General features: G+C 35.9%; 2 protein-coding genes. Both read left to right on the top strand.

Annotated elements, in window-relative coordinates:
- On the top strand, positions 1-808 hold an 808-nt coding region (locus tag B3C94_RS12865; protein WP_293904242.1), incomplete at its 5' end, for an ImmA/IrrE family metallo-endopeptidase.
- A gap of 50 nt (positions 809-858) precedes the next feature.
- Positions 859-1319: AAA family ATPase (locus tag B3C94_RS12860; protein ID WP_293904240.1), on the top strand; the 461-nt coding region annotated here is incomplete at its 3' end.

Below are 1319 nucleotides of genomic sequence, written 5' to 3'. Positions count from 1 at the left end.
AGAAAAGATTTTCACAAAATCGCTGGGCAAAACAACAGAAAAAAGTGAACTCAATTCTTCCCTGAACCAAATTGAAAGACTATCCAAAGAAAACATTGAGAAATTTGCACAAACAATGCTCTACAAAATTAACCCTGCTATTTTAAACGGTATTTCAAATCTGTCCGTTGAAGAATTGAGCAGCTTTCTGAAAACCGAATACGGTATATCAATATACCTCGATCAAACGGTTTATAATCTGTTTAATCTTGATATAAAAGGATATTGTGATCCTAAAAAAAGGGAAATTCACATTAATCAAGAAATCGTAGGTACGGATAATCATCTATTTACCCTTGCGCATGAATTTGCACATATTCTATTACACGCTGACGCTGGTCTAAATCAATCAGATTATAATAGCTTGGAAGATTCTAAATTTAATCCTTTGACCAGGAAACATAATCTTGAAAATGATAAAAACTGGATTGAATGGCAAGCAAATCAACTCGCATCTGCTCTATTGATGCCAAAAGATGCCCTAAAAATGCGACTAATACTGAACCAAAAATTATTAGGAATCAACCGAGTAGGTCAGCTCTTTTTAGATGATCAGGAATGCAACAAATTTGATTACATTAAGATAACCAGCGAACTTTCATCATTTTTCAATGTGAGCCAAGCGATGTTAAAATATCGCATGAACGACCTCAATTTAATTCGATATAGTGAAACAAATCCAACAAAATGGAGAAGTATAATGAACCCAAACAATGAACCGGAACTGATTAGCGATATCATGAGAAGGGCGATTTTGCGGTATTGTTAATTTAAGGTTTTTAGAAAATCTCCGTTTCATCAATAATACCAGATAATAAGATGATTTATATTAGCCAAATCCGAAATAAAAAAACGCTGGAAGACCGCGACCATTATCCGTATAATATCCCGTCATTGTCAGCATTGGATGAACTAAAATTTCGGAATCCTGTGACTTTTATCGTCGGAGAAAATGGTATCGGAAAATCCACCCTTGTAGAGGCAATAGCTATAAATGCAGGTTTCAATCCTGAAGGTGGAAGCCGCAATTTTAATTTTAGTACCATGGATTCCCATTCGGCTTTATTTGAAGATATCCACGTGATACGAACGGCATACCGCAACAGAGATGGTTATTTTCTCAGGGCTGAAAGTTTTTATAATGTTGCCACCGCAGTAGATCAATATGAAGCTCAGAAATCCTATGGAGGATCACTACACGAACGCTCTCATGGTGAAAGCTTCCTCTCGTTATTACATCATCGTCTAAACGGAAACGGACTCTATATTTTTGATGAGCC

The sequence above is a fragment of the Sphingobacterium sp. UBA5670 genome, from assembly GCF_002420705.1.
Taxonomy (GTDB): Bacteria; Bacteroidota; Bacteroidia; order Sphingobacteriales; family Sphingobacteriaceae; genus Sphingobacterium.
Note: the sequence above shows the minus strand (reverse complement) of the source record. Positions and strands in the feature narration are given on the sequence as shown.